Origin of the sequence: Peribacillus sp. NPDC097895 (assembly GCF_050277555.1) — a bacterium.
GTDB lineage: Bacteria > Bacillota > Bacilli > Bacillales > DSM-1321 > Peribacillus.
The window spans coordinates 66,423-89,570 of sequence record NZ_JBNNSH010000005.1 but is presented as its reverse complement, the minus strand read 5'-3'; the positions used below and the strand labels follow the sequence as shown (position 1 = coordinate 89,570).

The 23,148-nt window shown below is 41.1% G+C and carries 16 protein-coding genes; 11 read left to right on the top strand and 5 right to left on the bottom strand.

The features are described from left to right. The first annotated feature begins 177 nt into the window (after positions 1-177). Both ACQKMH_RS21555 and ACQKMH_RS21550 read left to right on the top strand, forming a co-directional pair. The gene (locus tag ACQKMH_RS21555) at positions 178-801 is read left to right on the top strand and encodes a VanZ family protein (RefSeq protein ID WP_427589451.1); all 624 of its coding nucleotides are present in this window, start codon (positions 178-180) and stop codon (positions 799-801) included. Between the two features lie 18 nt (positions 802-819). Further along, on the top strand, positions 820-2,286 hold the full coding sequence (locus tag ACQKMH_RS21550; protein WP_427589450.1) for an aminoacyl-histidine dipeptidase: 1,467 nt from the start codon (positions 820-822) through the stop codon (positions 2,284-2,286). Between the two features lie 444 nt (positions 2,287-2,730). Here the strand turns inward: ACQKMH_RS21550 and ACQKMH_RS21545 are convergent, their stop codons facing one another. From ACQKMH_RS21545 to ACQKMH_RS21530, 4 genes are all read right to left on the bottom strand, one after another. Beyond that, positions 2,731-3,480 carry a sulfite exporter TauE/SafE family protein gene (locus tag ACQKMH_RS21545; RefSeq protein ID WP_427589449.1) on the bottom strand — a complete coding sequence of 250 codons (750 nt, stop codon included), beginning with the start codon at positions 3,478-3,480 and terminating at the stop codon, positions 2,731-2,733. A gap of 424 nt (positions 3,481-3,904) precedes the next feature. Then, positions 3,905-4,567 carry a methionine ABC transporter permease gene (locus ACQKMH_RS21540; RefSeq protein ID WP_427589448.1) on the bottom strand — a complete coding sequence of 221 codons (663 nt, stop codon included), beginning with the start codon at positions 4,565-4,567 and terminating at the stop codon, positions 3,905-3,907. Then, complete coding sequence (locus tag ACQKMH_RS21535) at positions 4,560-5,318, bottom strand: methionine ABC transporter ATP-binding protein (RefSeq protein WP_427589447.1); 759 nt, start codon at positions 5,316-5,318, stop codon at positions 4,560-4,562. The genes ACQKMH_RS21540 and ACQKMH_RS21535 overlap by 8 nt, the downstream gene beginning before the upstream one ends. Positions 5,319-5,354: 36 nt before the next feature. After that, entirely contained in the window at positions 5,355-6,191 is an 837-nt protein-coding gene (locus tag ACQKMH_RS21530; RefSeq protein WP_427589446.1) for a MetQ/NlpA family ABC transporter substrate-binding protein, read from the bottom strand. A gap of 340 nt (positions 6,192-6,531) precedes the next feature. On the opposite strand from ACQKMH_RS21530, the gene ACQKMH_RS21525 reads away from it, so the two are divergent. The 4 genes from ACQKMH_RS21525 to ACQKMH_RS21510 are packed head-to-tail and all read left to right on the top strand — an operon-like array spanning position 6,532 to position 11,554. After that, positions 6,532-8,016, top strand: coding sequence for a 4-hydroxyphenylacetate 3-hydroxylase family protein (locus ACQKMH_RS21525; protein ID WP_427589445.1), 1,485 nt, complete (start codon positions 6,532-6,534; stop codon positions 8,014-8,016). Beyond that, entirely contained in the window at positions 7,964-9,400 is a 1,437-nt protein-coding gene (locus tag ACQKMH_RS21520) for a 4-hydroxyphenylacetate 3-hydroxylase family protein (RefSeq protein WP_427589444.1), read from the top strand. The genes ACQKMH_RS21525 and ACQKMH_RS21520 overlap by 53 nt, the downstream gene beginning before the upstream one ends. Before the next feature lie 12 nt (positions 9,401-9,412). Next, positions 9,413-10,468, top strand: coding sequence for an LLM class flavin-dependent oxidoreductase (locus ACQKMH_RS21515; protein ID WP_427589443.1), 1,056 nt, complete (start codon positions 9,413-9,415; stop codon positions 10,466-10,468). A 33-nt stretch (positions 10,469-10,501) separates the two neighbouring features. Continuing rightward, a complete protein-coding gene (locus tag ACQKMH_RS21510) occupies positions 10,502-11,554 on the top strand; it encodes an LLM class flavin-dependent oxidoreductase (RefSeq protein WP_427589442.1) in 1,053 nt (350 codons plus the stop codon). Positions 11,555-12,348: 794 nt separating this feature from the next. Here ACQKMH_RS21510 and ACQKMH_RS21505 read toward each other — a convergent pair. After that, complete coding sequence (locus ACQKMH_RS21505) at positions 12,349-12,531, bottom strand: hypothetical protein (protein ID WP_427589441.1); 183 nt, start codon at positions 12,529-12,531, stop codon at positions 12,349-12,351. Between the two features lie 262 nt (positions 12,532-12,793). On the opposite strand from ACQKMH_RS21505, the gene ACQKMH_RS21500 reads away from it, so the two are divergent. The 5 genes from ACQKMH_RS21500 (at position 12,794) to sdaAA (ending at position 22,816) form a co-directional block, all read left to right on the top strand. After that, positions 12,794-13,318 (top strand): GyrI-like domain-containing protein, encoded by a 525-nt coding sequence (locus tag ACQKMH_RS21500; RefSeq protein ID WP_427589440.1) that lies wholly within the window; start codon positions 12,794-12,796, stop codon positions 13,316-13,318. Positions 13,319-13,736: 418 nt separating this feature from the next. After that, on the top strand, positions 13,737-16,541 hold the full coding sequence (locus tag ACQKMH_RS21495) for a 5'-nucleotidase C-terminal domain-containing protein (RefSeq protein WP_427589439.1): 2,805 nt from the start codon (positions 13,737-13,739) through the stop codon (positions 16,539-16,541). Positions 16,542-16,616: 75 nt separating this feature from the next. Further along, entirely contained in the window at positions 16,617-20,948 is a 4,332-nt protein-coding gene (locus ACQKMH_RS21490; protein WP_427589438.1) for an endonuclease, read from the top strand. Positions 20,949-21,237: 289 nt separating this feature from the next. Continuing rightward, on the top strand, positions 21,238-21,900 hold the full coding sequence (gene sdaAB / locus ACQKMH_RS21485) for an L-serine ammonia-lyase, iron-sulfur-dependent subunit beta (protein ID WP_141994882.1): 663 nt from the start codon (positions 21,238-21,240) through the stop codon (positions 21,898-21,900). A 40-nt stretch (positions 21,901-21,940) separates the two neighbouring features. Further along, on the top strand, positions 21,941-22,816 hold the full coding sequence (gene sdaAA, locus ACQKMH_RS21480; RefSeq protein ID WP_096340651.1) for an L-serine ammonia-lyase, iron-sulfur-dependent, subunit alpha: 876 nt from the start codon (positions 21,941-21,943) through the stop codon (positions 22,814-22,816). Positions 22,817-23,148 lie beyond the last annotated feature (332 nt).

Here is a 23,148-nt window from a genome sequence, read left to right as displayed (position 1 = left end):
TGCATTCCTAAAGATACTCATAGGCCGAATGATTCTTGGTTATCGGTTAGTTTATCGAAAAAGCTCTCGTGCTAAATGACAGGTTAATATACTGCAGTTTGTTGACGCCTTGTTCAAGATGCCCTAGGATAAAAAGATATGAATTATTTGGAAGGATATAGAAGGGGATGAACCTACATGTCTCTTAAATCGGTCATGCTTTCACTTATGCTTTCGCAAGCACTGTTTTTGTGCGGTTTGCCTCTTTTCCTTAAGCTGCTATTATATTTGAATCCTTTGGTGATCTTGGTTGTCTGGTTTTGTATACTTCTTTTCGTTTCGTTTGTGGTTCTTTATTTTCGAGGTGAAAGGGTCAAGATTCCGCGCCTTTTGTGGCAGGCAGTCTTGTGTGGCTACAGTTTATCATTATTGGTTTTGCTGTTCTTTAGGCCAAAAGGGCAGGTTTATTCGTATAATTTGATTCCTTTTTCTACGATTTTTTCTTATTTATCGAACGATATAAACCGGCTTGTGTCATTTTATAACCTTAGCGCCAATGTAGGGTTGTTCATTCCATTCGGGCTGTATTTATTGTCCAGGGAAGGTACTGAGCTATCCGCTTTAAGGAAATTTCTTTATCCCTTCATCTCGATTTCTACCATCGAAATCTGTCAGTATGTTTTTCGGCGCGGAAGTTTGGATGTCGATGACCTTATCCTGAATATGATGGGTGTTTATCTGGGGTACGTTCTGTATCCTTTGTTCACGAGAGTGGTAGTGTTCCGTTCTAAGAAAAAGGATGAGTGGCAACAAATAAGTTAAATGAAAGGATGTTATTCCATGTATAGCACTTTAGAAGAATTATCGAGCCATCCGGTGTTTCATTATTTTGCAGCGATTTCCAAAATCCCGAGAGGTTCGGCTAATGAAAAAGCAATCAGTGACTATCTGGTTCGCTTCGCGAAGGATAGGGATCTGGAGGTGATTCAGGATGAAGCGCTAAATGTCATCATAAAAAAGCCTGCCACATTCGGATATGAAAGTGCACCTACCGTCATTATCCAGGGTCATATGGACATGGTTTGCGAAAAGAATAAGGGGACACTTCATGATTTTGAGAAAGATCCGCTTCAATTAAGGATTGTGGGAGATATGTTGTATGCGACGGATACAACATTAGGTGCGGATAATGGGATTGCTGTTGCATATGCATTGGCATTATTGGATGCAAATGATATACCGCATCCTTCTCTCGAAATAGTCATAACGACAGAAGAAGAAACGACAATGAATGGTGCACTTGCTGTGGATCCGGCACACTTCAAGGGGAAAATGATGATCAATATCGATTCGGAGGAAGATGGAAAGCTGCTGGTCAGCGCTGCAGGAGGAATACGTGTCCGGCAGATCCTGCCAATCGGATGGGATTCGGCTTCCATTGTTGATGATGTAACTTATAACCTCAGGATTAAAGGGCTGAAGGGCGGACACTCCGGTATGTCCATCCATAAGGAAAGAGGGAACTCCAATAAACTTTTGGGCAGAGTATTACATGACTTAACAACAGACTTCCCTTGCTTCATACAGCAAATGAACGGGGGGCTGAAGGGGAATGCGATTCCTCGTGAAGCAGAGGCGATTGTAATGATTCATGAAGAAGATGAACATAAGATAACGGAGAGAATCCAGAAATGGGAGGATACTTTTAAAAACGAACTGCAATCTTCCGACCCTGAGGTATCGATTAGTATTGAAAAGGTCGAAACGATTTCTTCAAACGTTTTTTCCAAAGAGACGATGACTAAAGCCATTACCTCCTTACTGGTAATCCCGCATGGCGTTCAAGGAATGAGCATGGGAATAGAAGGATTAGTGGAAAGTTCGACGAATCTAGGGGTCGTTACAACGAATGAAGCGGAAATGATATTCGAAAGTGAAATCAGGAGTTCGGTCAAAAGCATCAAATATAATATGGTCACGCAAGCAAAGGTGATTGCCGACATGTTTGGATGCAAGCTATTGGTTGACGCGGATTATCCAGAATGGCCCTATAATCCAGATTCGAAACTCAAGAAATTATTTGAAGAGACATACAAAGAAAAATATCATGAAGATATTGAAATCATCGCTGTACATGCAGGGATCGAGTGTGGGGTATTCATAGATAAGATACCTGGGTTGGATACAGTTTCAATCGGACCGGATATGTTTTCCGTACATACACCTGATGAACACTTAAGCATCCCCTCGACCATAAATAATTGGGAATACTTCATTTATACATTAAAAAGGATGAAGGGTCTATAAACGACTGAAGTTTAGGGAACAGATAAAATGATATTCAGGAGATTTGGAGACATCCTATCGTTAAACGATAGGATGCCTCTTTTTTTAGTTGAAATAAGGAACAGCTCGAGGATATGCACAGTACACTTTATTGTTTTGTACTGTTTTATGAAACTCTAACTGGATTGAAGAAATTTGCGACACCCCTGAGGAAGGTGAAGGGAAATGTGGTGTAAAGTATAGAATGGAGAAGGAAATACTAGATGGAAAATATACTTTAAATACTAACTTACTGAAGAAGTTGAATTGGAGATATCGATTCACACCGTTTTTTTCTTTACCGATAAATCCCAAAGCTTTATCTCCTCGGTATGGTTCATCCATCTTCTTTTTCAATCCGGATTGTCAAGAAGTGACTACAGCCTGATTATTTCTTTCAATGAGGAATCAGGCTTTTAATGGTTTTCAGCCATGGGGAATTAATAACAGTACACCTAGTGCAATGATGATAAAGAATAAATAGCTTTCAAATTTCTTCGCTGGAATTCGCTTATTAATGAAGATTCCAAGAGCTGTCGCCAATAATATAGCTGGAATGGAATAGACGAAAAGGATCAGTGAATCGGCTGTCCATAGTCCGCCTAGCGCATGCCCCGTCACCACCAGGATTCCGGATATAAGAAAATGGGCTTGCAATGTTCCGCGGAATCGATCTGGATTCCATCTTCGTAATGTTCCATAGACGACGACTGGCACTCCATTAAAGTTATAGGCGCTGCCAAGGGCTCCCGCAGCAAAACCAAACGGCCATACCCATGCCTTCGAGTTAAGTAAAGGTTTATCCACAACCTGAAAAAGTTTTTGCTTAATAAGAGAGTATCCTCCGTATATAATCAAAAAAACACCGAGTGCAGAAGTAATGAGCATTGCAGGTGCGTAATGGAGCAAAGCCAGGCCGGCTGGTATGCCGATCACCGTTGCAAGTGCCAATCTGATTAATACCGAGCGTTCGATATGCCGCCATCCACTAACAACGGTTAGCGAAGCGACGGTAAGGCCTGCCAGCCCAATCAGGGAAACCGAAGTATTAAGTGGAATGTGAAGTAAGGCAAGCAGAGGCATGCTGACAATCGCTTCACCGAACCCGAACATCGTCCGCATCAAGGCACCGATAAAGACTGCCGCTACCACCAATATGATACTGCTGATCGTCATTATTTCACCTCCTGGAGCAAGAAATTACCCTTCTATAATTATACCATAACAAACCCAATTTGTTTGATGGAACCCCGCTTTAAAACGGGTGATTTGAGGTTTGTTTTCGCCTCTATAGAGCGTTTGATATATCTTTTAATGGAGAGGTACATCGATCCATTTTCGTTGTCTAGGATGGTGTTATTTGGATTAAAAAGCAGATGGGTATTTTGTGGTGTTGTGTGTTGATAAAGATGGAAGATCCTTTGTTTAATTGAATTGGATATGAGGGTTTTCTTACAGATTAATAGAGGTAACGAAGCGTGGTTTGAGGAAATATGTTAGGTCCATACATTTAGGGAGGCATTTTTTCCGTGCAAGCAGCTTTAAAGAGAAATTCATGGCCTTTCATTGGATTTCGTACAAAGAAAGGCCATGAATATAATCACCTTTTATCAAGTTTAGCAGATAGATAATTCCCAATGAATTGGACGGATTGAACAATGATGATAAGAAGGAGTACGGTAGTAATCATGATGTCTGTCTGGAAACGATAGTATCCATAACGAATGGCCAAGTCGCCAATTCCTCCGCCGCCTACAACTCCGGCGATAGCTGAGTAAGAAACGAAAGAAACGGCAGTTACAGTGAGACCTAACAAGAGTCCGGAGCGCGCCTCTAATAATAAAACCTTGATAATGATCTGGACGGGCGTTCCTCCCATCGCCACGGCAGCTTCAATTGTTCCCTTTGGCACCTCACGTAAAGATTGTTCCACAAGTCGGGCCAAAAAAGGAATGGCTGCTATCGATAGAGGGATGGAAGCGGCCAGCGGACCTACCGATGTTCCCAATATTGTTCTTGTAAATGGAATAAGAGCAATGAGTAAGATGATGAATGGGAAGGAACGAACCGTGTTGATCATTGCATTTAATATGTTATTTAAGATCGTATGTTCAAGTAATTGCTCCTTTGAAGTTAAAAATGTAATGAAACCTATGGGAAGGCCCAATAAGATAGCTGCCAATATCGCTATTCCCACCATTAAAAATGTTTGGCCTATACCTACGTAAATTTCAGGGAGTAAGGAAATGATATTATCAAACACTTACTTTCACCTCTTCAAGTTCATGTTGTATTAGAATTTTCCCTATTTTTGTTGAGGGTATTGTTCTATTATCCGCTAAGTTCAATTCTTCCATGATTTTCCCATTTTCCATGACGGCGACCCTGTTTGCCAATCTTCGAATGACATCCATTTCATGAGTGACGATCAGGATGGTCACACCATAGGTTTCGTTTATTTTTTTTAGATAGGCAAGGATGGATTGAGTGGTTTGTGGATCCAGTGAAGAGGTTGGCTCATCACAAAGCAATACAATAGGTCTTGTGCTTATGGCACGGGCAATTGCTACTCTTTGTTTTTGTCCGCCCGAAAGCTGTGCAGGGTAATGGTTAGCTTTATCGGATAAATCAACGATTTTTAGGGACTCCGCTATAATTTTGGCTCGCTCATGTTTTGGTACATTGGCAAGTTCCAATGCCAGGCTAACATTTCCTTGTACCGTTCGATTTGCCAAGAGATTGAAGTGTTGGAAAACCATCCCGATTTTATTACGTGCTTCTCGAAGTTGTTTACCAGATAAATCATTAAGGATCGAATCATTTATCGTTATCGTACCCTCCGTAGGCTTTTCTAGTAGGTTGCCCATGCGCAGCAAAGTCGATTTACCTGCCCCGCTAAATCCGATGATCCCATATATTTCTTTCTCCTTAATATCAAGATTTACATGGGAAACGGCTGTGAATAATTCATTTTTTACAGAAAAGGTCTTACATACATTATTGAATTTTATCATTCTAGGACCTCCTAATCTTCAAGTGTTATAAATCATTCATTTAAAATATTCAGGTCGGTGAAATCCTTCAAACTCTTTATTGCTTTCAATTGCTTTTTGAAATTCAGGAGATTTATAGGCTTCAATGATTTCCTTCACGAATCGTTTGTCTTTATCTTCGGTTCTTACAGCAACAAAATTTTGATATTCAAACGGGGGATCCTCTAAATAAATGGCAGAAGATAATTTACGGTCGGATACCAAGATGGTATACCCATTGGCTACCGCAAAATCTACATCAGGCAAAATTCGAGGAACTTGAGCCTGCTCCACCTCAACAAATGAAAATTTCACCTTTTGATCGACGATATCTTTTTTGGATACAGTCAAGGGATCGTACCCCTTTTTTAATTGAAGCCACCCTATTTGTTCAAGCATTCTTAATGCTCGCGCCACGTTAGCAGGGTCATTGGGGATTGCCACTTTTTGTCCGTCCTTCAATTCATCCTTACTGCCATGCTTATCTGAGTATAACCCCATAGGAGCTGTTGGGACTTTAATGGTTTCGGTAAGTTCCAGTTTGTTTTCATTGATGAAATTCTTGAAAAAAGCAGTATGCTGAAATACATTTACATCGATGGAGCCTTCCGCTAAGGCAAAGTTTGGCTGGTTTGGGTCACTGATTTCTACATACTTAATGGCATAGCCTTTATTTTTCAGGTAGGGTTCAATTCCTTTTTTCACTTGGTCACTATACGGACCTGGAGTGAAGCCAAAAATGATTTCTTTCTTATCTTCACTCGCGGCTTTTTCACTGCCATTGCCGGTGGTGCAAGCTGAAAGCAGCATGACGAATAATACGGACATGATGAAAAATAAAATTGAATTTCTCATGTGGAATACCTCTTTTCTTTTTTAGGGTTCTGTCTTTTTTTGTATAAAAAAAAGCATGAACATGGTTTGTTCATGCCGCCGGTTATCCGGTAGGCTTTCATAGTATAGTTCTCCAATTGGAATAATTAAACTATAACAAGATTATGGAATATTTATCAAGTGTTATTTTTCTTGGTTATTTATGGATAATAAGTTAAATCGCACTTGACCAATTAATTTTATCGGATTATGATAGTAAACATAAAATTATAGCTTATCGGACAACCGAGAGCCCTTGTTAGGAGTCAGTTCCATACTCCTTCAAGGGCTTTTGTATTATCCAGGGAGGGGTTATTGCTTAATGAAGGTCAATAAGAGAAAGCGTCTTGCCGAAAGCTTGAAAGATGGCAGAAATGTTTGGCTTGATGGAAAGAAAATAGACGATCTATATGCCCATCATGCTTTCACAGGCACCTTAGACACATTAACACATTTGTTAGATATGCTGGATTCACCTGAGGAACAAAAGATCGTCGGGTATGTAAGTCCAAAAACAAAGGAATTTGTTCATAAATCCTTTCTCATTCCTAAAGATTTGGAAGATCTGATTTCAAGAAGAGAGGCCTTTGAATTATGGTCGCGGAAAACTTACGGAGTGATGAGCCGATTATCCGACTATGCGAATTCGATGGTCACAGGCTACTTCATTGATAGGGACTTCTTTAATCAATTTGATTCAGGATTTTCAGAAAAAATCACTGCATACTATGAACAGGCTAGGGATGAACGGCGTATTGTAATTCAGGCCATTCTTGATCCTCAGATCGATCGGTCAAAGCCAAGTGATGAACAGGAAGATGCTTTATTGAAAGTCATAAGGGAAACGGAGGAAGGAATCGTTGTTAGAGGTGCGAAAATGATAGCTACCGCTTCACCGTATGCACATGATGTCATTATCATGCCACATCAGAAACTGACTGCTGATAAATCGGAGCATGCCAATATGTGTATTATCCCTTTGAATCTTCCTGGCCTGCAAATTGTCTGTCGTGAATCATTCGCCTCAATAGATCAAAAGAAACATCCATTAAGTGCACAATTTGATGAAATGGACGCTGTTTTAATATTTGATGATGTGTTGATACCCTGGGAGCGTGTACTTATTAGGGGATCTGTAGAAGGAGTGTTTCAAGCTCAGCGGCACCAGCAATTAAATTGTCTAGCCCATCACCAGACGGTTGTCCGCCTGCTTACGAAGCTTCAGTTCGTAACGGGGGTGGCTACGGCGATTGCTCAATCGATCGGTGTTGACCAATTCTTGCATGTGAAAGAAAAGCTCGGAGAATTATATACCCAGATCGATAGTATTGAAGCATTGCTTATTGCTTCAGAGGTTCAAGGTACACTAAACGAGAATGGCGTTTATCAGCCAGCGCTCGTACCTCTGCAAACGGCCCGTAACTTGGGAACCCGCCATTATCCAAGAGCGATCGAGATTTTAAAACAAATCGGGGCAGGCGGTTTCATCCAGCTTCCTTCAACAGCAATAGAGGACAGCAACGAGCTTATTCCACTATTGGAAAAGTATTTTAGAGGAGCGAATGTTGATGCCGCTACTAAAACCTCTTTATTTCAAGTAGGCTGGGAACTGATTGGAAGCACTCTTGGGTCGAGGCATGATTTGTATGAAAGGCTGTATACAGGGGATCCCATTCGAACCTTCGCTTTGCAGTATGAAACCTATGATAAAGAGCCATTAAAACAAAAACTCCAGCTTTTTTTGGAGGGATTAAATGGAAAGGGGAATCGTGATGATCAAAAAAAATCGGTATCTTCAACGACTTAATGATGGGAGAAACATTTGGTTAGATGGGGAAATCATCAAAAACGTAGACGAACATCCTGCATTTAAAGGAACAGTCCATACGATACAATCCTTGCTCGATTTACAGACAAAAACAGAAAGTAAATCCTTGCTTACATACAAAACGGAGGAAGGGATGGATGCGAACCTGTCCTTTCTTGTTCCAAGAACACACGAAGATCTGGAAAAAAAACGATTGGCGTATCAATATTGGGCCGATCAGACTTTTGGAGTCATGAGTCGGCTATCTGAATATTCCCGTTCCCTATTTACTGGTTGGTTTGCAAACCGTTCAGTATATGAGGAAGCTCATCCCGGCTTTTCTGAAAAAATAGAAAGTTATTACTATCAATCCCGAAATCTCGATTTATTGTCAACGGTGGCAGGGCATGATCCACAAAAGGATCGCTCAAAAGCATCAGGGGAAAAGAAACCGGGAATTTTACATATCAGTCGTAAAGATCGTGAAGGAATCTATGTTCGAGGTGCAAAAATGATTGCTACAGCGGCTCCATATGTTGACGAAATTTTAATCTTTTCCTATCACAAAAGAGGGGAAAATGAACGTGAATTTGCCAATGTTTTCTTTGTGCCTGTCAATGCGAATGGACTGCATATCGTTTGCAGGGAGTCATTTGCCGATGAACGGGAGGAGGATCACCCACTAAGTGCCCGTTTTGACGAAATGGATGCCGTCTTGATTTTTGATGATGTATTCATCCCTTGGGAGCGAGTGCTGGTTCATGAGGATCCGGAATTTGCATGGAAGCTTCGTTGTGATGCCCCTTCATCCCGGCTTAGCCAGCATCAAACAGTAGTGAGACTTGTCAGCAAACTGGAAAGTGTCGTAGCAATCGGGAATGAATTAGCGGAAACGGCTGGGGCAACACAATTTTTGCATGTCAAAGAGAAGCTTGCAGAATTGATCATCCAGCTAGAAACCATTAAAGCCTTACTGCTCGCTTCAGAATATAAAGCAAAAATGTATAACGGCATACTGCTTCCTAATCAAGATTTTTTAACGACAGCAAGGAATTTGGGAACTAGATTCTACCCAAGAGCGTTGGAAATTCTCCAGCAGATTGGTGCAGGGGGGCTATTACAGGTCCCATCCAGCATAAAAGAATTGGAAGGTCCCATAGGTCCCTTGTTAAAAGAATATTACCAGGGTACAGAGACATCTGCCGAGGATAGGACCCGATTAATTAAATTAACGTGGGATCTATTGGGGAGTCCGCTTGCATCAAGGCATGAATTATATGAGCGATTTTATTCCGGCGATCCTGTGAGAACATATGCAGCCCAGTACAATAATTATAAAAATAAGCAGAAACTCGTTGATTATGCTTATGAGGTTTTAAAATAAGGAGGTCCTATAATGTCTGCGCATTTTTACTGGTATGTACCCACAAATGGTGATGGTGAATACTTAGGTCTAAACGAGCCAGAGAGAAAGCCTACTTTGGATTATATAATAAGTGTTGCGAAAGCAGCTGAAAAGGCCGGCTTTGAAGGGATATTAATTCCTACGGGCATACCTTACCTGGACTCATGGATAGTGGGTTCGGCCATCATTCATCATACGAGAACAATCAAGCCATTAATCGCATTTCGTCCAGGATTCATTGCTCCGACTGTTGCGGCTAAAATGGCTTCGACCCTTGATCAATTCTCAGAAGGTAGAATGCTAGTCAATGTAGTGACTGGAGGTTCGGCAAAAGAATTGGGGCAGGATGGTGACTTCGTTGAGCATAATGAGCGATATGCCAGAACAGGTGAATTCCTTGAAGTCGTACAAAAATCATGGACGGAAGAGAAAGTTAATCATATAGGAGACTATTTTAAGATCAGCGATGGAGTATTGAATCCAAGCATTCATAAAAGTCCGAATATTCCGATTTATTTTGGCGGTTCATCTGATGCAGCAAAGGAAATTGCAGCGAAATCTGCCGATGTTTATTTGCAATGGGGCGAACCAGCTGAGCAAATTGAAAAACAAATCCATGATGTCAAACAAAGAGCGCAGAAGTATGGAAGGCAATTAGAATATGGTGTCAGGATTCATGTGGTCGTTCGGGATGAGGAGAGCGAAGCATGGGAGGCAGCCACAAAAATAATAAGTAAGGCTGACAGGGAAAAGATGAATAAGATGAATCATTACTATGAAACGACGGATTCTGTTGCCCAAAAACGGATGAATGAATTAACGAGGAACAATGAGCGTTTTGGTAGATATGGCTGGTCGGGAATCGGGAAAATCAGGAAAGGAGCGGGTACAGCCATTGTGGGAACTCCTGAACAAGTGAGGGAAGGTCTTCAAGAATATATCGATATTGGCGTCACACATTTTATCCTATCTGGTTTTCCTCATTTAGAGGAGGCAGAAAGATTTGGGCAAGCAGTACGCCCATTATTTGGAGAAAAGGTTTTATGAGCAGGAAGGTCCATAAACGTAAGGGGGAAGGATATGAAATTTTCAATCTGGGGTGCTAATTTATCTGGTGGTTTCTTGCGGGCAAATGTACAGCAAAACACGGACGGAAGTATGGAATATAATCGTAAACTCGCAAAAATGGCAGACGAGTTACAAGTGGATTCCATCCTTTATGCAACTCGCTATGTTGGCAGTATTGGAGGCGGCTCGACGGATAGAGGTCAACTGGATCCCTTATCAGTCATTACTGCTTTGGCAGGGGAAACTAAAAACGTTCATTTTATTGCGGCAGTTCTACCGGGGTTCATTCACCCAGCAACCCTTGCAAAAGTAAGTTCAAGCATCGATATTATTTCAAATGGCAGATTTCACATTAATTTGGTCAGCGGTTGGTTCAAAGAAGAACAAGAAATGTTTGGAATAGAATGGATTAAGCATGAAGATCGGTATAAACGTTCAAAGGAATACTTAGAAGTTTTAAAAGGATTGTGGACGACCGATAATTTTTCTTATCAAGGACACTACTACCAAATAAAGAATGCCATATTGGCACCAAAACCCATTCAAAAACCATATCCAGCCATCTATCAAGGGGGAAATTCTCAGGATTCCCAAGAGATGGCCGGGGAGTTATCCGATCATTACTTTATGAATGGAGCCTCAATGGAAGAACTGAAAGAACAAATGGAATATGTGAATGCTGTAGCACAAAAGCATGGCCGTAACGTAAAATTTGCCGTAAATGCTTTTGTTATTGCCAGAGAAACGGAAGAGGAGGCAACAAGTGAATATCAGTATATTATCGAACAAGCAGATGATTCGGCAATAGCGCAACTTAAAAAACGTACACATACAAAAGGAATGTGGAGAAATGCCTCTTCCATTAGTGACTTTGTAGCAAATAATGAGGGATTCAGGACAGGGTTAATCGGCAGCTACGAATCGGTTGTAAGCAAAATTCAGGAACTTCAAGCGATTGGAATTGATATGATCCTATTAACATTTCGAAATGCACTACAAGAATTACCGGATTTTTATAACAACGTAAATAATCGTTTGGAATCAGAGTTCATAAAGAATGATTAATTGGAAAAGTTAACAAATGGATTTCATAGAGAACATTATGATGAAGGCAGTTAGTGAACCGGGTAGAAGAGGGTGACTAAAAAACGATATAAATCCAAATGGCCGCCAAATGGGGGTCGTTTCCATCGGTATAATATGGAAATTGCCATTCCATAAAGGAAAAGTGTTCTTCATTGTGGATATAGTAGACTAGTAAATTTCTCTACCGGAGGCGTTTTTTATGGAATTAACAAAGCTCGTGTCAGAGAGTGAAGAATAATCCCATATTGAACGACAATCAACAATATCTTTTAACTTTACCAATGGAAAATGTAATAATTTTACACAATTAAACTAGAACATTTGTTCTGTTTATGTTATTATTATAAAAACAAAATCTGATCGCTGCCAAACGCCTAGATCCGTATTTATAAGTAAAGATCGGTTGTATCCGCGGGCCTTACAAGGTTGTACCGCTGAGCCGAACCAATTGCTAACGTCAGGGTGCGTTGATAAAGACAGCTCCGAACTTTAGTTAACGCACCTGTTAGTTTAATTACAATCCTTCATTTAACAAAAAGGTTCTAGAACCTAACCCCTTTTAACTTTTAAACCTCCTTCTGAATGAATAATTTGACCTGTAATCCAATCTGCTGTAACTTTGGAAAAAGTTTGTTAAAAAAGACCTATTAAATCCTTATTTGATAAAGAAAAACACTTCATTTTGAAAAAAGATCGATAGTTCAACTTTTAAGCTAACTCACTTGATTCTTGCTAAACAAACAAGGTTGAAGGAAAGCTTGTCAACACCTTGTTTAATTCTTTACATTTTTACCCTTATCAAAAAGACTAATCAAACTAGCAATAATCACAATAAAAATTGAAAACACAACGGCCTTAATTAAAGTGAAGTCTAAAATGAAATATGAAACCATTAATAAAGCAACAAATAATCTACGATAGCGGGCATCTTTTGTTAATTTTTGCTCTATTTTCAATTAAATTCCTCCTTGGTTATTATGTAAATTCAATATTCCAAAACCATTCAAGGTACAGCCCGCCCTTTTAGTTCATTAAGGAAAACCCAAATCCAGCATTCATTCGGTTTTTATAAAAGAATACACTTTATTCAAGATGGTGCAGCTTTTTTTATATGTTTATCACCATCTAAGAAACTTCTTTTAATCGAAGGTAAAAGAAGAAAAATGAAGAATAAGTAAGTATGTATCGATTTATATTTAAGGATTTTGGGGTGGTAATATGACAAAAGTAAAACTGGAAATCATTAAGAAACCAGCTTTTAATGCTGTCGGCTATAAGTGGCAGGGCACTTTTGAAGAAGCGGGAAAAGGCGGCATTCACGCTTTGCATGTCCAAATGAAAGAGAACGTTAGATTTGTTCAACCTATCATTGATCCCGATGTTTTGCTGGGTATTAACTATCATAATATTCCAGGTGGGTTCACGCATTATATCACAGTGGAAGTGTCTGATGGTCATCCTGTTCCGGATTGCATGGAATCATTGAACATTCCCGAACGATGGTATGCCCGCCATACACATGAAAGGGGCGAAGATATAACCAGCACTTATGAAATGATATCAGATAGAATTAGAGAGTGTGGGTATCGACCATTAAGAGAGGAAAACATGGAGGTGTACGACCAACTGCCAATAAAGTTGGAATTATATAAGTTTGACTTGATAGGGTCAGAGAATCCCGAGTTTGAGATATTAATTCCAATTGAAAGTGGGTCAAATGAAGGTCAAGCAGAAATAGATTGAAATTCATCAGGTTGATTCAATATGGCATAGATCAAAGACTGGGGAGAGATTTAAATATCTCCCTTTTTTTATGACCATTTGTAAATTTAGGTATAAAGTCCAAAGTTTATTTAAATAAATATTATCACTATTATCCTATTAAATAATTTTATTGGGATAACTTCAATCGGTTAATAGGTATTATGGATTAAATATAATGAAAATATTCTGTTAATATTTTGTGTGATATTGTAAATTTATTTTAAAATTGGATTATTTTGTTGTAATATAGGATATACACGAATCTTTACAGGAAAAAAGTAGGGGGGATTTGTGTAAAAAGATTAACACTTATTCAGGTTTTTGGAAAAGTATGTCGATTTCACGGATAGGTTGACAAAATATTATGTCAATATAGAACTAATGGGGGGAAACTCTAATGGGGAAAAAGAAAATATTTAAAATTGCATCAGCTACAGTAATGGCCGCGACAACGATCGTAGCAGTAGCTCCGGCACCATCAGATGCTGCTACTAGCCTGAACAGTAAAATCAAGACGGCGAAGGCAACCATCAAAAAGCCATTCGATACCTATTTCTACTCTTCTAAACTCGCTTCCGTGTCCACTGTCGAGAAACAAATCAAGTCGGCTAAACAAGCTAAAAAAGACATCAATTCTACCATAAAAAAATCAATGTTAAGCAAAAAAGAAAAAGATGCCAAATACAAAGAAATCGAAGCCTATGATAAATATATCACACGTTCAGAAGGCTATGTAAAAGGATATAAAGCGGCTGAAAAAGCAAAAGCTGCTCATGACAAGGCGATTAATGCCTTTACGAATTCGGTCATTGCCAAAAAATCCAATGATATCAGGGATCAATACAATGCATTGGATAAATCCGTGAAAAAGACAGACAAAGATATTAAAGATACGGTGTACGGTGCGAAGATTGAAAAGCTTTTATATGATAAATTCACTAAATCGATCAAAACAGCTTTGAACGGTGACCTAAAAGTGCCGTACTACTATGAAAAAGTAGCTTATTGGGTCAAGAAAGGTGAATTAAAGACCGCGGACAATCGGATGAAAACCGTTTCTTCACAGTTGAAAAAGGTCAGCAAAACATCAAAGCTCGGTAAAGCCATCCATGCTTATGTAAAAGAAGTGACAGGTAAGTATGATGATGCGGTATATGCTGAAAAGAAAAAAGAAGTGGAAAAACGAGTAAATGCTTATGTTGCTCTTGCCAACGGGGAGCTTAAAACGAAAGAACAGATTAAAACGGCTAAAAAAGCGAGGGCCGCCATTCATTTCAATGGAATCAAGGATTCGGATCGAAAGAAATTCGAAGAGGAAATAGCGCTGGCTGATAAGAAAGTGGCTGCTGCTAAAGAGGCTTTAAAACCGAAGGCCATCACGCTTTCCTTGATGCATACGAATGATACGCATGCCCACCTGGACAATGTGGCTAAAAGGGTGACAGCTGTTAAAGAAGTGCGTAAGGAAAAGCCGCAAGCACTTTTGGTGGATGCTGGTGACGTCTTCTCGGGAACACTTTATTTTAATGAATTCAAGGGACAAGCAGATCTTCGCTTCATGAATTTAATGAAATATGACGTCATGACATTTGGAAATCATGAGTTTGATTTGGGTTCAAGCGGTGAAGGGCATCAAGCATTGGCTGACTTTGTTAAAGGGGCACAGTTCCCATTTGTCAGCTCGAATGTGGACTTCTCCAAAGATGACAAGTTCAAGGGGCTATTCACGGATCTGATTTCTAGTAAACCAGAGCAAGGGAAGATCTACAATGGAATCGTGAAAGAAGTGGATGGTCAAAAGGTAGGGTTCTTCGGGCTTACGACTGAAGAAACGAAGGATATTTCAAGTCCTGGAAGTATTGAATTTGAAAACTATCTTGAAGAAGCCGAAAAAGCGGTCAAAGCGTTCGAAGGCATGGGTGTGAATAAGATCGTTGCCATCTCCCATATTGGTTATGATGACAATGCAGCCTATGACAATGATCTAACATTAGCTGCCAAGGTCAAAGGGATCGATGTGATTGTGGGCGGGCATAGCCATACGCAGTTAGATGCTCCGGTGGTTATTGACAAGGATGATAAAGGGAAAAAGAAAGAGCCGACTGTCATTGTTCAAGGGTATCAGTATAGTGACTTTTTAGGAACGGTCGATGTGAATTTTGATAAGAAAGGTAAGATTGTCGGACAAGCCGGTAAGCTGATCAAGCTTGCTGAAAAACAGGATGATGCTGAAGCGGCAAAAGAGCTCGAAACTTACTCCTCGAAGATTAAGGAGCTGAAGGAAAAGAAGACAGGGGCAACCGCTGTGAAGGCCTTGGAAAGTCCGCGTGATGGAGGCGTTGAAACGAATCCGAGTGTTCGTAAAAATGAAACGGAACTGGGCAATTTAATTACGGATGGAATGCTCAGTAAAGCAAAAGAGTTTAATAAGGATGCGGTCATCGCTTTCCAAAATGGCGGGGGAATCCGTGCTTCCATCGATCAAGGTGAAATCACTTTGGGGGAAATACTTACCGTTTTACCGTTTGGGAATACACTGGCGACGATGAAGCTGACGGGTGCAGAAATCACGGAAGCATTAGAGCATAGTGTAAGCCTGGCACCTAAGGAAAATGGTGGCTTTCTGCATGTATCAGGAATGAAATTCAGCTACGATAGTTCGAAGGAAGCAGGCAATAGAGTGAACAAGATTGAAGTCCTGGGCCAAGATGGAACTTATTCCGAATTGGATGCAACAAAGGTATATGTCGTGGCAACCAACGCTTTTACAGCTAAGGGCGGAGATGGATTCACCGTTTTCAAGAAGGCTTATGAAGAAGGAAGAGTGACGGATCTTGGGCTCTCCGATTGGGAAAATCTACGGGATTATGTAAGTGGTTTGAAAACGGTCGATCCAAGCATCGAGGGACGCATTAAAGATGTGGCCGGAAACTCTACAGAGCCGACTGTAATATTGGCGAAAGACTTTGGAGGAACGGCTGATGCACCGAAAACACATGAAGGTAATGTGGTTGTGGACATCACGGATTTCGCTTCATTAAAAGATGCAGTGGTAAAAGGGAATCTTCAATTAACAGGAACTCCTCCTGATAGCTTTACTTTTTCAAATGTTACAGTCGAGGGGAATTTGGATTTATCGGGGCTTAAAGGTAAAACCGTGAACATGAGCGGTGTCACCGTGAATGGCGAGACCATTCTTTAAACGGAATCGCAATGAAAGCTGCTTGATTCGGACCTTATAATATGCTGTACGTAAAAAGTTGGAGGGGTTGAGATCTTGAAGAAGAATGGGATAAGCAAGCTTTTCTTTGCCATATTGTTCGTGCTATCAACAATTTTGCCATATGCAGCCAATGCGAAAGCGGAAGGGACAATAACGGTAGCGGAAGCCATTAATAATAACAGCGGAACGGCGACGGTGAAGGGGTACATCGTCGGCACAGCTAAAAGCGGTACAAGCTATCAACAAACATCACCCTTTACTGAAAGTACGAATATTGGAATAGCGGATAATCCGGATGAAACGGATGTAAAGAAAATCATGCCTGTCCAGCTTCCGTCCGGAAACATTCGTACGGCATTGAATCTAGTCGACCATCCGGAATTACTCAAAGCACAGGTGACGATAACGGGAAAACTGGAAAAATATTTTTCCGTACCTGGTCTTAAATCCGCAACGGATTACACCATCATCTCTGATGGAGGAACAACTCCTGAACAGCCTGATGTGAAGGTTCTGGACTCCATTGCCGAGGCACGAACGAATACCGAAGATGTCGTGCAGGTTGATGGGGTGGTTACGACAGGGCTCGGCTTTTGGGGAGGAAAAGGCTTTTATATCCAAGATGAAACGGCTGGGCTATATGTTTATGGTTCTTCATGGCCTGCGGATGTAAAGCAAGGGGATGAGGTTCGTTTAATCGGCCAAGTATCCGCTTATAATAAAGAATTACAAATTCAACCAACCTCTTTGGAAGTCGTCTCTTCAGGGAATGAGCTTCCTGAAATCCAAAAAGTTGATGCATCCGGCGTCAATGGGGATACACAAGGTGAGTTGGTCACGATTGAAGAAGCAACCATTACAGGATTGGCAGCATCGGGGACTTACGGAACATTTGAATTCAAGGCGACAGATGCTAAAGGAAACTCTGTGATCGTTCGTCATGATAACCGGAACGGTTCGAATTATGATGACTTCCTGAAGAGCTTTAAGGAAGGCGATGTCATTTCCGTTACCGGAATCGCATCGCAGTTCAATGACACGTATCAATTGAAGCCGCGTGGTCTTGAAGATTATGAACTAGTCAACAAACCGGCCGTTTACACGGATATTTTTCCTGGTACGGTTAGTGAAAATACAAAAGTATCACTTGAATCGGGTTGGAAAGAAGCGAAGATCCATTATACGCTGGATGGATCCACTCCGACTCCTTCAAGTACCATGTACACTGAACCTATCGTTTTAACGAAAGATACGGTCATAAAGGCAATCGCTGTCAATGACAAAACATCGGAAGTTTTCACATTTGCCTATACCGTTACCAAAACCAATGAATTGAAGATACGTGATATCCAGGGGATGAATCATTTTTCATCGTATGAGAATCAACTCGTATCAGATGTGGAAGGTGTCGTCACTTATGTAAAAGATGCGAATAACTTTTACATGCAAGATCCGAATCCGGATAAGGACTTAACGACTTCAGAGGGAATACTTGTGTACAGCAAAACACATGGCCTAAAAGCGGGAGACCATGTCAAAGTGGCCGGTAAAGTCGTTGAGTGGTATATCGAAGGATATTCCGAGATGAAAACGACGGATCTGCCAACAACTGAATTGACGAATACGACCATTGAAAAGCTTGGCACAAAAGGGATGCCACAACCGATTATCATCGGTAAAGATGTCACTCCGCCGTCTGAAAACATAGATGATGATAGATTGACAGACTTTAATCCAAACGAAGACGGTATTGATTTTTACGAGAGCTTGGAAGGGATGCTCGTACAAGTTTATAATCCGAAAGTGGTTGCACCACAAGACTACGGTGAATTGGTCGTGATTCCAGGAAATATGGAGACGACGACTGCCGTTCAGGGCGTCAAAATAACGGAAACGGACTTCAATCCTGAAAGAATTACTTTGGATATGGATGATGAATCATTTGTAGCGAAAACAGGGGATTCTTTTGAAGGGCCAGTTACGGGTGTCATCAGTTATGGGTATAGCAACTATCGGGTATTGACGGATAAAAATCAGCTGCCAACGTTGAAGGATGGCGGTACGGCTCGGGAAGTGACATCTTTAGAGAAGGATTCCGATAAACTGTCGATTGCTTCCTATAATATCGAAAATTTCTCCACACAAACTGCTAACGCGAAAGTTGAAACGATCGCAACATCCATCATTACTAACCTTAAACAGCCGGATATCATCGGCGTAACTGAAATGCAGGATAATGATGGAGCGACAGATAGCGGTACAACGGATTCTGCTCAAAGCGCCAAAAAGTTGACCGACAAAATAAAAGCATTGGGCGGACCACAATATCAATTCATCGATATCGCGCCAGAAGATAAACTTGATGGCGGGGCTCCTGGCGGGAATATCCGTGTAGGCTTTTTATATAATATGGACCGTGTCAAATTAACGGAGGGGACGAAAGGGACAGCGACGCAATCCGTAGCCTTCAAAGACGGAAAGCTTACCTTGAACCCTGGACGAATCGAGCCTACTAATTCTGCTTTCACTTCAAGTCGAAAGCCTTTGGCCGCTCAATTCGAATTTAAAGGGGAAAGTGTAGTGGTAGTGGCCAATCATTTTAATTCAAAGGGCGGCGATCAGCCATTATTCGGCAGGAACCAACCTCCTGTCCTTTCAAGTGAGACGCAAAGGCTTAAAATTGCATCCATCGTCAATGGGTTTGTCCGTGATATCAAGTCACAGGATGCCAAGGCAAATATCGTCTTGCTTGGAGATTTCAATGACTATGAATTTTCGGCACCGCTTAAAACATTAAAGGGTAATGACTTAACCAATATGATCGAGAAGGTCCCTTTTGAAAAACGTTATTCTTACACATATCAAGGTAATTCCCAAGTACTGGATCATATCCTGGTATCAAATAATATGGCGGCTGCAACGAAAGTCGATATTGTCCATATTAACTCATCCTTCATGGAAGTGCATGGACGGGCAAGTGATCACGACCCTGTATTGATTCAAACCGCTTTAACTGAATCAGGGGGAGTTGAACCAGTTGCTCCAGACAAAACGTATCATTTAACGAACGTTAAAACAAAAAAACTTACGATTGATTCACCTAGTGCTTTGATCGATCTTGATGAAACGTCCAAAATCGAAGAAGGTATCTTGTTAAAAGGTTCCTATGCTGTACTGAAAGGTCTTGGATTGAAAGATGTAACTGTAACGATCAAACCGGGTAAGGATGGAGCGGTCATTGATTTTGGAGGCATGGCGGTGAAGGAAGTCATCATTGATAACGCCAATGTAAAAGAAATCAGAGGCGCTGAAAATGTTCAGAAGTGGTCTGTAACGGAAGGTGTCGACACGAAGAATATCAAGTTTTTCGATTCAAAAGGGGAAGCAATTGCTTCTCCTTTTGACACTAGAGAAAATCAAGCACCTATCGTAACGAAAAACTTGGCAAATTTAGAAGTGAAAGTCGGTTCCAAGGTCACGGTTGATTTGAGTGAGCACGTAACAGATCCGGATGGAGATCCACTGACCTTTTCATCCACCATCGGTACAATTGTCGGTTCGACATTAACCCTTCCTACAAATGAAGCGGGAACATACCTTGTCGCAGTCAAGGCTGAGGACAAACAATCGGAAGTGGTTGTCCGTTTCTCTTTGACCGTATCGAATGATATGCCGCTTGAATCATACTACGAAACGGCGACAGGTAAAACAGGAACGGAATTGAAGTCGGTTCTGCATTCGATAATCAAGGGTCATACGATGTTATCTTATGATCAAGTATGGAATGCCCTTAAAGAAACGGATGAAGATCCGGATAACAGCAATAATGTCATTTTGCTTTACTCTGGAAAATCGATTTCGAAGAACGCTAATGGGGGAAATGCGGGACAATGGAACCGGGAACATGTATGGGCCAAGTCCCACGGTGATTTTGGAACAAGCAAAGGCCCAGGGACCGATCTACATCACCTCCGTCCCGCTGATGTAGCAGTGAATGGCAAACGGGGCCATCTTGATTTCGACGAGGGTGGTCAAACATATAGTGGATGTGAATGTAAGTTTGATTCTGATTCATGGGAGCCGCCTAACCAGGTTAAAGGCGATATAGCCCGGATGATATTTTACATGGCCGTCCGTTATGAAGGAAACGGTGAGTTGGATCTTGAATTATCCGATACAGTCAACACGTATCCGAAGCCGCTTCATGGAAAGCTGTCGACTCTTTTGAAATGGAACGATCTCGACCCTGTCGACGATTTCGAGAGCCATCGTAATGATGTCATTTATGACTGGCAGAATAACCGCAATCCATTTATCGATCATCCTGAATGGGCGTCCGAGATTTGGGGTGCCGCGAATACCAAGGGTGAGAAAAAAGCGAGTTAGGTTTGGCATAGAAGGGGAAGCAGCCTGATGGCTGCTTTTTTTATGCTTTAATCATCGAAACATAATTATCTTAAAATACTGAAAAATCAAACCGCGTTAAAAAATAAAAATTTTGGTAGGTATGCAATGTAATATATGTTAATATGGGATAGGCAATGAAAGGGTTTACATTGCAGGAATAATAAAAATATCTTAATATAGTAATTATGCCGCTTTTTGTTCTTCATTCACCCTTATTTGAGTTGAAAGACAGTTAACAAAATATATGGCCAGAAAAGGGGCATTACAAATGAAATATAGATCTGCATTCGATATAATCGGTCCAGTCATGATTGGACCTTCAAGCTCACATACAGCAGGAGCTGCCAGAATTGGCAGAGTAGCAAGGACATTATTCGGAAAGCAACCGAAGAAAGCCATTATTTCTTTATATGGTTCTTTTGCAAAAACATACAGGGGACACGGTACGGATGTTGCCGTCGTAGGCGGGATATTGGATTTTGATACGGATGATGAAAGAATCCCTGCTTCTTTAACGATAGCGGAAGAAGCCGGTATGGAAGTTTCCTTTACAATCGAGGATACTGTGATGGATCATCCTAATACAGTCAAAATCAGACTGTTCGACGAAGATAAAGAATTAGAACTTGTGGGAATCTCAATTGGCGGCGGAACGATAGAAATAACGGAGTTGAATACGTTCAAGCTTAAATTGTCGGGTGAAAACCCAGCCATTCTAGTCGTGCACAACGATGTTTTTGGAATCATATCTTCCGTTTCGACAGTATTGGCGAATCATGAAATTAACATAGGACATATGGAAGTTTCACGAAAAGAAAAAGGTCAAATGGCCCTCATGGTGATTGAGGTCGATCAGAAAATCAAGAGCGATATCATGAAGGAAATTGAAGGATTGGAAAATGTGTCGCAAGTCATAAGGATGGTTGAATGATAATCATTAAAAGTGTTGGCATAGATATGGAGGTAAAAACATGTTCCGAAATGTAGCAGAGTTGGTTGAACTTGCTGAAAGTAAAAATGTAAAAATCGCGGAAATCATGATTTTACAAGAAATGGAGTTCTCAGGCTTGTCGAGAGAACAGATCATTGAAAAGATGGACAGGAATTTGACAGTGATGGAACAAGCGGTGGAAAGAGGTCTGAAAGGAGTGCAGTCCGTGACAGGCCTGACGGGCGGAGATGCTGTTCTTTTGCAAAATTATATCAAGTCGGGCAAGGCACTTGCAGGCAATTTATTATTGGATGCCGTGAGTAAAGCAGTTGCCACGAACGAAGTGAATGCAGCAATGGGAATGATTTGTGCCACTCCGACTGCAGGTTCTGCCGGCGTTGTTCCCGGCACATTATTTGCCGTGAAAGAAAAATTAAACCCGACGCGGGCAGAGATGATTGAATTTCTTTTCACTTCCGCAGCCTTCGGATTCGTGGTTGCAAACAATGCTTCCATTTCTGGAGCGGCTGGTGGCTGCCAAGCAGAAGTGGGATCGGCAAGCGGGATGGCTGCAGCTGCGATTGTGGAACTGGCCGGAGGTACACCAAGCCAAGCCGCAGAAGCGATGGCAATCACATTGAAAAATATGCTCGGATTGGTTTGTGATCCAGTGGCTGGATTGGTTGAAGTTCCTTGCGTGAAGCGTAACGCAATGGGTGCCTCCAACGCAATTACGGCAGCTGATATGGCACTTGCAGGCATTACGAGCCGCATTCCATGTGACGAGGTGATCGATGCCATGTATAAAATAGGATTAACCATGCCAGTTGCACTTCGCGAAACGGCAGAGGGCGGCCTGGCTGCCACTCCTACGGGGCGTAGATTGGCAAAGGAAATTTTCGGTTCATATAAATAAACATTCAGTCCCATTAACAACTGATTTGTTAATGGGATTTTTAATTTTCATGTAATGTGAAGTTGTAATTGAAAAGGAAAATAGAGGAAATAAGAGGGATTTGGCGTTTCCGTGCTGGGAGAGAAGTACAATCGGTCTGTAGTCTGAATTATCAGTTAATATGGAGCCACAGCAACTTTGTAACATATTATTTTCAATGATAAGATGAGTACGGAATTCAATATGGAAGGATTGATGCTTCATTAATTTTCTCGATCTAACGTACACGTCGGCAATGGAAAAAGCAATGTTTCAAGCTCATGGGATCGGCTATGCACTATATGCTCAAAAAC

Coding starts and splice junctions, on each gene's coding strand:
- ACQKMH_RS21555 (WP_427589451.1), top strand. CDS start 178: ATGTCTCTTAAATCGGTCATGCTTTCACTTATGCTTTCGCAAGCACTG.
- ACQKMH_RS21550 (WP_427589450.1), top strand. CDS start 820: ATGTATAGCACTTTAGAAGAATTATCGAGCCATCCGGTGTTTCATTAT.
- ACQKMH_RS21545 (WP_427589449.1), bottom strand. CDS start 3,480: ATGACGATCAGCAGTATCATATTGGTGGTAGCGGCAGTCTTTATCGGT.
- ACQKMH_RS21535 (WP_427589447.1), bottom strand. CDS start 5,318: ATGATAAAATTCAATAATGTATGTAAGACCTTTTCTGTAAAAAATGAA.
- ACQKMH_RS21530 (WP_427589446.1), bottom strand. CDS start 6,191: ATGAGAAATTCAATTTTATTTTTCATCATGTCCGTATTATTCGTCATG.
- ACQKMH_RS21525 (WP_427589445.1), top strand. CDS start 6,532: ATGAAGGTCAATAAGAGAAAGCGTCTTGCCGAAAGCTTGAAAGATGGC.
- ACQKMH_RS21520 (WP_427589444.1), top strand. CDS start 7,964: ATGGAAAGGGGAATCGTGATGATCAAAAAAAATCGGTATCTTCAACGA.
- ACQKMH_RS21515 (WP_427589443.1), top strand. CDS start 9,413: ATGTCTGCGCATTTTTACTGGTATGTACCCACAAATGGTGATGGTGAA.
- ACQKMH_RS21510 (WP_427589442.1), top strand. CDS start 10,502: ATGAAATTTTCAATCTGGGGTGCTAATTTATCTGGTGGTTTCTTGCGG.
- ACQKMH_RS21500 (WP_427589440.1), top strand. CDS start 12,794: ATGACAAAAGTAAAACTGGAAATCATTAAGAAACCAGCTTTTAATGCT.
- ACQKMH_RS21495 (WP_427589439.1), top strand. CDS start 13,737: ATGGGGAAAAAGAAAATATTTAAAATTGCATCAGCTACAGTAATGGCC.
- sdaAB (WP_141994882.1), top strand. CDS start 21,238: ATGAAATATAGATCTGCATTCGATATAATCGGTCCAGTCATGATTGGA.
- sdaAA (WP_096340651.1), top strand. CDS start 21,941: ATGTTCCGAAATGTAGCAGAGTTGGTTGAACTTGCTGAAAGTAAAAAT.